This is a genomic window from Lysinibacillus sp. NPDC093688 (assembly GCF_050280145.1).
Taxonomy (GTDB): Bacteria; Bacillota; Bacilli; order Bacillales_A; family Planococcaceae; genus Lysinibacillus; species Lysinibacillus xylanilyticus_B.
Genome location: NZ_JBNNUX010000030.1, coordinates 43,789 through 52,688, shown reverse-complemented (window position 1 = coordinate 52,688; position 8,900 = coordinate 43,789). Strand labels below are relative to the sequence as shown.

General features: G+C 32.8%; 13 protein-coding genes. 5 read left to right on the top strand and 8 right to left on the bottom strand.

The window, feature by feature from the left end; all coding sequences use genetic code 11:
• Positions 1 to 1,037 precede the first annotated feature (1,037 nt).
• From ACQKN2_RS19495 to ACQKN2_RS19485, 3 genes are all read right to left on the bottom strand, one after another.
• Positions 1,038 to 1,418 carry a VOC family protein gene (locus ACQKN2_RS19495; RefSeq protein ID WP_427416413.1) on the bottom strand — a complete coding sequence of 127 codons (381 nt, stop codon included), beginning with the start codon at positions 1,416 to 1,418 and terminating at the stop codon, positions 1,038 to 1,040.
• A 61-nt stretch (positions 1,419 to 1,479) separates the two neighbouring features.
• Positions 1,480 to 1,995, bottom strand: a complete 516-nt coding sequence (locus ACQKN2_RS19490; RefSeq protein WP_427416412.1) for an SRPBCC domain-containing protein — start codon at positions 1,993 to 1,995, stop codon at positions 1,480 to 1,482.
• 28 nt (positions 1,996 to 2,023) lie between these two features.
• On the bottom strand, positions 2,024 to 2,365 hold the full coding sequence (locus ACQKN2_RS19485; RefSeq protein ID WP_427416411.1) for an ArsR/SmtB family transcription factor: 342 nt from the start codon (positions 2,363 to 2,365) through the stop codon (positions 2,024 to 2,026).
• A gap of 466 nt (positions 2,366 to 2,831) precedes the next feature.
• On the opposite strand from ACQKN2_RS19485, the gene ACQKN2_RS19480 reads away from it, so the two are divergent.
• Complete coding sequence (locus ACQKN2_RS19480) at positions 2,832 to 3,020, top strand: hypothetical protein (RefSeq protein WP_427416410.1); 189 nt, start codon at positions 2,832 to 2,834, stop codon at positions 3,018 to 3,020.
• Positions 3,021 to 3,116: 96 nt separating this feature from the next.
• Positions 3,117 to 3,563, top strand: coding sequence for a GNAT family N-acetyltransferase (locus ACQKN2_RS19475; RefSeq protein WP_427416409.1), 447 nt, complete (start codon positions 3,117 to 3,119; stop codon positions 3,561 to 3,563).
• 145 nt (positions 3,564 to 3,708) lie between these two features.
• On the opposite strand, the gene ACQKN2_RS19470 is transcribed toward ACQKN2_RS19475, so the two are convergent.
• Complete coding sequence (locus tag ACQKN2_RS19470; RefSeq protein WP_427416408.1) at positions 3,709 to 4,188, bottom strand: hypothetical protein; 480 nt, start codon at positions 4,186 to 4,188, stop codon at positions 3,709 to 3,711.
• A gap of 347 nt (positions 4,189 to 4,535) precedes the next feature.
• Complete coding sequence (locus ACQKN2_RS19465; protein WP_427416407.1) at positions 4,536 to 4,781, bottom strand: hypothetical protein; 246 nt, start codon at positions 4,779 to 4,781, stop codon at positions 4,536 to 4,538.
• 164 nt (positions 4,782 to 4,945) lie between these two features.
• On the opposite strand from ACQKN2_RS19465, the gene ACQKN2_RS19460 reads away from it, so the two are divergent.
• Entirely contained in the window at positions 4,946 to 5,146 is a 201-nt protein-coding gene (locus ACQKN2_RS19460) for a hypothetical protein (protein WP_427416406.1), read from the top strand.
• A 127-nt stretch (positions 5,147 to 5,273) separates the two neighbouring features.
• On the opposite strand, the gene ACQKN2_RS19455 is transcribed toward ACQKN2_RS19460, so the two are convergent.
• The 3 genes from ACQKN2_RS19455 to ACQKN2_RS19445 form a co-directional block, all read right to left on the bottom strand.
• Complete coding sequence (locus tag ACQKN2_RS19455) at positions 5,274 to 5,762, bottom strand: zinc ribbon domain-containing protein (protein WP_427416405.1); 489 nt, start codon at positions 5,760 to 5,762, stop codon at positions 5,274 to 5,276.
• A gap of 253 nt (positions 5,763 to 6,015) precedes the next feature.
• Positions 6,016 to 6,474 carry a pentapeptide repeat-containing protein gene (locus ACQKN2_RS19450; RefSeq protein WP_427416404.1) on the bottom strand — a complete coding sequence of 153 codons (459 nt, stop codon included), beginning with the start codon at positions 6,472 to 6,474 and terminating at the stop codon, positions 6,016 to 6,018.
• Between the two features lie 178 nt (positions 6,475 to 6,652).
• Positions 6,653 to 6,835 carry a hypothetical protein gene (locus ACQKN2_RS19445; protein WP_427416403.1) on the bottom strand — a complete coding sequence of 61 codons (183 nt, stop codon included), beginning with the start codon at positions 6,833 to 6,835 and terminating at the stop codon, positions 6,653 to 6,655.
• Positions 6,836 to 6,959: 124 nt separating this feature from the next.
• On the opposite strand from ACQKN2_RS19445, the gene ACQKN2_RS19440 reads away from it, so the two are divergent.
• Positions 6,960 to 7,364 (top strand): VOC family protein, encoded by a 405-nt coding sequence (locus ACQKN2_RS19440; protein ID WP_427416402.1) that lies wholly within the window; start codon positions 6,960 to 6,962, stop codon positions 7,362 to 7,364.
• 206 nt (positions 7,365 to 7,570) lie between these two features.
• Positions 7,571 to 8,728, top strand: coding sequence for a Ger(x)C family spore germination protein (locus ACQKN2_RS19435; RefSeq protein ID WP_427416401.1), 1,158 nt, complete (start codon positions 7,571 to 7,573; stop codon positions 8,726 to 8,728).
• The last annotated feature ends 172 nt before the right edge of the window (positions 8,729 to 8,900 follow it).

Here is an 8,900-nt window from a genome sequence, read left to right as displayed (position 1 = left end):
TTCATTCCGCTCCGACATCTTTTTTCTCATTATAAACAAAAGTACCCTATAGGATAGACTTTTTTCAAAGTGTCTATCTTATAGGGTACAGTTTACAAAACGATAGCTTTCTTTTATTTATAATGATTGTTTTTTATAAAAAGTTTTACCATTGTTATATACAAATGTTGATAGAACAGTATTTCCTTGATTTTGACACGCTCAAAACGGAGCGACTTTATTTTAAACAGTACAGCTTTTTTATATAGACAGCAGTAAGTGATTTTGTAACTTTAATGGACTAGTGGCGCAGGGTTCTCTGAAGAATTATATGAGTACTTTAATACCTCTAATTAAATGTAGAGTGTAGTTTTTACTAGATTTCCTTTTCTTTCTTATTAGTATCACCACTAATATCAAACTTAATTTAGAAAGTAATAGATTATTTTCTGATTTTTATCAATTTTTGTTCATTTTATGACAAAACTTGATTTTGAAACATTTATAGCTAATGGTATGCTATTGATACCCGGGTAAAAGTAAGAGCAGAACTAAATAAATTAAGTGGTATCTTTGACAACGATACACTGTAACCAGTATCACTAATGGTATTATCGCTACAGTAATCACAATACCTTTAAAAGCTAAATTTGCGCTACCTATTGGTATAGGAGCTCCAGTATTAAGTGCATTTGCAGGTAATAAAAAAGCTAAAATTGTAACAGATGCACTAAAAACAAAACTAGTAAAGGTTCTTTTAACGTAAAAGTTACTTATGTATTTACACTTCCATTAAAATCTATATATGTATATGTATATGTATATGTATTTCAGAAATGGTAATTGGGCTTTATTTGATAGTTTTTTCTATGCCTTATTGTTTGTATCGTTTTATGCTTTCGCAACTTGGGCTTGGGATAGTAAAAAGTATGAAAAGAAATAGCAAGTGATTTAAGCCTCCGATGTTATCTAATATAAGTACATATCCATCTTTTGACTACCAAATCAAACATGCAAAAGGCGATGCTTTTATCCAAGCATCGCCCTCGTAAATAAATCTATTTCGTTTCCATTACTGCATAGTAATTATTTTCATTATCCGCAAAATTAAATACCTTACCTGAAGGCATATTTACAATTTCTCCGACAGTAACGTTTTTGTTTAATAAGTCGTTATATAATTTATCGAAATCTTTTGAGGAAAACATTAAAGAAGGTGCACCAAGATTTAACTCGGGTGACATTTTCGCAATTAATTCCTTATTATGGAGAATAATACTTGTCTCAGCTTCTTTAGTTGGAGCGAGCTCAATCCATCTCATTCCTTGACCGTTATCTTCCTCTGAAATTACACTAAATCCTACTTTATCTGTCCAAAACTCTTTTGCTTCATCTTGGTTATTTACGTACAACATAATTTGACCGACTTTATTAATCATTGAATTTTACACTCCTCAAAAAAGGTATTACTAGCTCATTAAACTTTACTTACTTTTACTATTACTTCAGTGACTCCACAAACTCACTTAAACGATCCCAAGTTTCTGTGATGCCTTGTAGCATGCCCATATCCATAACTGTCTTTAGTGCCTCTGCAGACACATATTCTGCGCGGCTTATCAGTTTAGTCTTTCCATCTACATCGATGAATTCCAATGTAATCTCGGTCGATGGCATAGAGTCATTCGAATTTCCTTCAGCATCCGAAAAGAAATCGGTATAGCTGATTCTCTCCGGCTCCATAATCTCCTTATAAATCCCTTTTCCCCATGCTTCCATACCAAAAAATTCACCTAGGTTTTGATCGACGCACTTCATACAGTAGTGCCAAACGCCTCCCGGACGGAAATCAACAGTACAGACAGGGATTTCCCATCCTTTTGGCCCCCACCAGCGTTTCAGATGCTCCGGTTCTTTAAACATCTTAAATACTAAATCGCGTGGTGCATCAAAAACGCGCTCTAGTATAAGTACACGATCGTTTTCTACTCTCGATACCATTGCATTGTTTGACATTATAATTCCTCCTTGATCAAGAAATGATTTATTTATCTTTGTTCTGCAATTCCTTTAAATAGGCATCTAAATGATCAAATCTTTCTTGCATTACACTTTGGAAGGACTGTATCCAAGAATTCAGCGCTTGGAATGGCTCGGGCCGGAGCTTGTAGATTCGACGGTTACCTTCAGCCTGCATTTCGACAATCCCGTTGTCGCTCAGTACTTTTAGATGCTTTGAAGTTTGAGGTTGCCTCAATCCTAGTTGGTCGGCAATCTCACCCACGGTTAGAGGACCCTGGCGAAGGAGTTCGACGATATTCATACGATTTGGTTCAGACAAAGCGCTCAACGTCGTTATGTTTACGCCTGGAATTTTCCCTGACATGTCACTCACCTCGTAAAATGATGGTGCCGGTAAAAAACTTCTACAACAGCACAGGTATTATTATTCCTGATAACCGCAATATACCCTATCAGGAATATTCCTGTCAAGGAATGTTGTATGCATATATTTTATGAAAGTGAACTCGGCTAAAAATGACGTGTGATACCTTAAATTAAAATATTATATTTAATTTTCGAATGTGAATAAATGGATGTACAAAAACATAGTGGTTGTTATTCTACGTGAAGTTTTTTAGTCTATATTCTTTGAACCAAGATGAAGTGATCCTAAGTATTCCATTCTGGTGATGTAGTATCGTCGACTTCATTAGATTCAACCTTAACAGTTGGTACAGTAGAGCCAGCTAGAATGATTAAAGTATGCAAATGTAGATGGTGTGTTTTTTTTATAAACTACATCTTCGTTTGTTATAATAAAAGTATATTTTACTAAAGATGGGGTTCAATTGAAATTCCTTGATGTGATGACTGCAATTATTTTAGGTTTTTTTACAGGAGTTTTACTTAGTGATGGTGGAATAAAACTTCATGAAAGTGGAATCCATATTTTATTAGGTTGCATTTTTTGGATGTTAACTTTTATTTATTTGCGTATGCCTTTTTCAAAACCTTCTAGAGAATATAAAGAGAAATAGGATACTTCTTTCTTCTTTTTGAGGTAAAAGGCTGATTGGGGCGAAATAATAATACTTAAATGTTGCAAATAAAAGGATTTTATCGGAGGAATTATAATGATAATTAGGAGTGCAAAAGTTCAAGATTGTCATTTATTAAGCAATTTAGCCTATCAGTCAAAAGCCTACTGGGGATATGTAGAAGATTTTCTGCAACAATGTAAAGATGATTTGACAATAACAAAAGAGTACATAGTAGAAAATCCAGTTTTCGTCATGGAGAGTGACAACAAAATCGTAGCATTTTATAGCTTTACTATTAATGAAATGAAATTAGATGCATTATTCATAGACCCTGATTATATCGGCAAAGGATTCGGGAGAATAATATGGGACCATTTATTGAATAAAGCAAAGGAGTTAGGAATAAGTGAGTTTACTCTTGATAGTGAGCCTAACGCAGAAGGTTTTTATTTAAAAATGGGAGCAAAGAAAATAGGCTCTACCCAATCTACTGTATTTCACGACCGCCATCTTCCTCTCATGAAAGTTAAAGTGTTTTGAGTATTATTACATTTTTGGTACTAGTTAATTAACACTCGTAAGAAAATTCTTTAACATAAACCAAATACAATTAATAAAGCGTATTCGACCTTTCCGAATACGCTTCTATTTTCAAATGGCGAATAAATAAAAATTGCCGTATTATTTAATGTACCTTCGCCACTCTCAACTTCCTTTTGTGTAAATAATTAGAATAAAATAAAATGATCAATATTAGACCTACGATAAATGAAAAGTTCCCTATTTTCAGAAAAACTAAATTTGTATAATTGTCTAACGGAGTCAGTTGGAAAATAAAATATAGCGTCAAAGTGATTCCAACTAAAGAAACCAATAATATATTTTTATTTTTCCAATAACCAAATAGGGTTTTTATGAAATAGGTGAAAAAAATCCAAAGACTAAAAACTAGTAAAGCATGAGATATTCGATCAGCTAATTGTCCCGTCAGTACAGTTAAAAAAAGAATAGAAAACACGACTAACGAAATAAAAGGAGCAAAGACAATTAACATATCCATTCTTTTAATGGGTAAACGTAATTCTGAATCAGCCACCAATGAAAATGATGCTCTCTGTAAATACAAAAATAAACAAGCAATCATTATCAATCCTACATATAACATTATAATACCTTCCTTTTGCCATTTATCCTAATAAAGGAAAAAGGCTTTTCTTAAAAACATAGAATATTATACAAAAATACAGAACTTTTTACTACAATTTTTGCAACAATACCCTGTCATTTTCCTAATAGAACGCTGCTCTCTATTTTGCACTTTGCGTGGTGTAATTTCGTTGATACATATGCAATTAAAACTGATGAACTTAGTATTCGTTCATTTCGGCTGTTAGAAAAAACCCTTCACAGATGTGTGAAAGGCTTACTCTTAAAAAGCTATTTGAAAAATACCTAATGTTATGGTCATTGCAATATTTCACTCACAAAGGGGAAAACCCCCCCTCCCTTTTATTAGTGAACAGCATTTTTATTGATTAGCTTAACACTACCAAAAGCAATTACCAACGCAATTAAAGATATTACAAGTGGCGCAATAGAGCTTGTATTTCCAAACACCACTTGCGATGGTAAAGTCGAAGCCACTTCCCATTGGTTACTACTAGGCGTATAAAACATTGTTAATAGCATACCTGATAGCACTTGCAGAACTAAAAATGCTACCGCGAAAAACCCTGAAAATAATAGGTATTTTTTCAAGTAAACCCCTCCCCCTCTTTATTAATACTACGGCTTGCGTTTAAATAAGTTTCACATAATCCTATAGAAATTATTCTGTATTGTTATTCTTGCGCTTTAGCTTCAAAAACGTATCGTCCTTTTTTACGTTACAATTTACACATATTACATAATGAGGTGATTTCATGGAAAATAACAAATTGATTTGTAAGGCTTGTGGTAATGATTCATTTTCCGAAGGTAGACTTGATGGTCATGCTGCTTTAAAACCAGTTGATAAAATTTTTTCTAATGGTTCTTCACTTATTTTTACTCTGTGTCAAAATTGCGGAGAAGTAGCTTCAATTAAGGCTGAAAAACCTCATAAGTTCACTAGTTCTAAATAGTTTTGTTCAGGGTCACTTGATAGTGATCCTTTTAATGTGCTCCGCTTCATTTTGAACGTAATACCTTCTTTGTAAACGTTCATCCCTTTTTCATATGTATCGTATATCAAACTTCTTCCTCTACTCTTTAACCCTTATCTAAAGCATGAGTAAGTTCATTTTGCCAATGTTTCCCGCCATAAACGACAAAGTTAGTTTCATTTTCATCTCGTTCAAAAATACGGATTCTTTGCGATATGAATAGATTTAAACCTAGTTCAGTTCGATCTATTTCATTTAAATTCAATTCCCAATATAAATTAGGATTTAGATTGATAGCATGCGCACAAAAAATTAATCGTTGATTTGTTAATAAAAGCCGTCCACCATCTGAACGAGTTACACTGTAAAACATATTCGCAAAGCCTGAGCGAATCGGACATTCATTTTCACGCATTTCAATTCCGTGAACAAAGATTTTTTTATATTTGGGTTTGAATTCATCCATAAATTCATCCAAATTATAAGTGATTTGTTTTGCCTTTGATGTAATAATAAAACTACCACAATATGCGCAACTAGTTTCTTTTGGATCCAATACTGCAGCACAGTTGGGACAATTTAATGACTTTGCCATTGATTCTCTCTCCTCTATATCATCTTTCATCTTCTCAATTTAATTACCAAATACTCGATCTATCTTATCGTTTAACCTTTAAACCTAGCAATTCAGCAAAGCCAATTGCTTGTTCAGTGGAAATCACACAGCCACTTAAATTTTTTATCGTTACATTTAATCGTTCAAATGTGCATGTGCTGATATCTACATTATTTAGAGGCGTATCGCTAAAATCAACTTCATCAATATTACAGTGTTCAAATTTCACTTTTTAAAATTGGCAGTCGTAAAAGCTTGTCCCACGTAATGATGACTGATCGAAACAAACTTGTTTAAATCTTGCTACGCCAAAGTTACATAAATTCTTTATAAAACCTTCAAAAGAAACGTTTCCTAAATGGGCCTCTGAGAAATCAACACCTAACAGTTTACAGTTTTTAAATGTAACTCGATGGATAATACCTTCGTTAAATGTTGAGTTAGATAAGTCGCAGTTTTCAAAGATTACATCCGTCATATCAATTTTATTGAAATTCGAGTGAATCAGAGATACTTTTTGAAACAAAACTTTAGATACAATTAAACCGTCATTACTATCATTCTCTCTACTTGTATTCGTAATCAATAGATTCGATAGATAAGGTTCTTCATCATAAAGAACGTCTTCTAAAGTTCCTTCAGTCAAACCATTTGGAATAAGCGGGCGTTCAATTTTAAATTTTGTCGTCATTCTATTTATCCTTTCTCATTTTAATGCACAACATATTTATCCATTCAATCAAAACCAAACATCCAATCTTACTCTATTATAGTTTATATATCTTGGATTTTTCCCCTTTATATGTATATAAAAATCAAAATACCACAATCCAAAGATTGTGGTAGAAAATAAAATGAGTTCTTCCTTATTATTTATTACGTCTTGAGGAAGTGTTTTCGTTTTGTTGTTTTTCATGTTTAGCATTGTTCATTTGCTCTTTAGTTTGATCATTTTCTTCACGCACATCTAAATCGTCAGGGCTTAAATCTGCTCCAAATTCTACTTGTTCTTCTTCACTTTTATTTTGCTTTTTGTTTGTCAAAAATATCACCTCCGATATATAAATTATCCATTTTGGATCAAATTATACTTGTAGGCATGAAAGCTAAATGTTAAGATAGTTCTTCAGTTTTGGTATCATTTAGGAAGTACCAATTTAAAAGGAGAAATAATTTATGGCTGAAAAATATGTGCACCACATTTGCATACAAACGAATACATACGCTGAATCTTTAAATTTTTACACAGAAGTAGTAGGTTTTGAACTAGTACAAGAGTCACCGAATTTCCACAATAGACATTTTAATACTTGGTTGAAGCTTGGAGCATTTTATATTGAACTCCAAACTGGGAAATGTGATGAAGACCTTGAAGCATGCAATTCAAATGCTCAAGGCATCGTACATTTCTGTTTATGGGTTGATAATTTAAATCAAGAAGTAGAACGATTAAAGGAAATAGACGTTCATTTTATTCGTAAAAATGGTGAAATTATTTATAAAGTTGAAAATGGTCAGCTTTGTAAGTTAAAAGCACCTGAAGGAACCATTATAGAACTTCGCGATAATAAGGGAATATAAAAGAATCAAGGATTTTTCTTCATCCCTCTTCTCTAAAAACGCCTGGTCTCATTTTAAAGAAGTCCCGGTCTTTTGTTCAAATAGCTAAATGTAGCTATCCTAAGTTTTTCACTACTTATAATCCTCCAATTTTTTGTCCAAACTATAAACAATACCTCTTTACTCCACAAAATTACACAACAATTTCTAAAAGTAGGGATTAAAAAATGAAAAAAAAAATTACGTTAATAGTAAGCTTATTAGCTGTACTATTGCTTTCAGGCTGTTGGGATGTTACTGAACCACAGAGAATGTACTATGTGGACGGAATTGGTATCGATTATAAAGATGGTCAATATGAAATATATCTGCAAATTGTCAATTTTGCGAATGTAGCTAAATCGGAAGGACCTACTCCTCAAGCTGCACCTGCTGAGATTGGCTTTGCTAAAGGTAAAACGATGGAAGAAGCCTTTTTTAAATTATATCGCTCTATCGACCAAAAAGTATTCTGGGGACATATGACTTTTCTCCTGTTCTCAGAGGATGCCTTAAAAGATGAGAATGCAATTCCTGTTATTGACAGCTTTTTACGTCATCGAGAAACGAGATATCAAATATTAACTTATTGTACAAAGGAACCTATTAAAGATATTCTTTTAGTCACACCGGTATTAAATAAAGCACTAACTTCTTCAAAACTAAGCAATCCAATGCATACAAAAGAGTTACAAACTTATATAGAGCCCGTTGACTTACGGAAACTAATTATCCAATTAAATGAGCCGAGTCATGAAGTGAATATTCCATTAGTTAGAATCAACAAAAACTGGGAGACGACTAATGAGCCAACAATGGAAACTGCATTTTCAGGTTTCGGGGTAGTTTCAAAGGATGGTTTTAAAGGTTATCTAGATGATGGGAATGCAAGAGGTATCCAATGGATGTTTACTAAAAAAACTCGAGGAGACGTAACCTTTAGATTGGACAATAAAGAAAAAGAATACTTAACAGTAGATTTAGAAAAGTTAAGTACGGAATATAAAACAATTGTAAAAAATAATGAAGTAACATTTGAAGTCAATATAAAATTAAATGCAATCATCAATGGTTTCAAAGGAAAGGTAGACACTGATGAAATTAGAAAAGGAATTATTAGAGCGGTAAAAACAGATATAAAAAAAACATATGAAGAGGGCTTAAAATTAAATGTTGATGTTTTCCGTTTATCAGAGCAGCTATATCGAAAAGACGTGAAAATGTGGAAAAAAATACAGAAGGATGGCAAGATACCTTTAACAGAAGATACAATAAGTAAATTAAAGGTTACCGTAAATAAAGTGAATCCTGGTCGAAAAACTTTTGCTGAAACAATCCAAGAATAGCTATTTAAAACACAACTGTATCAACGATCCAACGTTTTATTCAATTCACTGAAATAAATTCTTATTAAAACTTTGATTTATCGTACGATGTGTTATAATTGCTGTTGATGGCTAAGCCATTATCAGGGCAAGACCAATTCTGTGCTGTAGCGTTGCCATACGCTACAGCTTT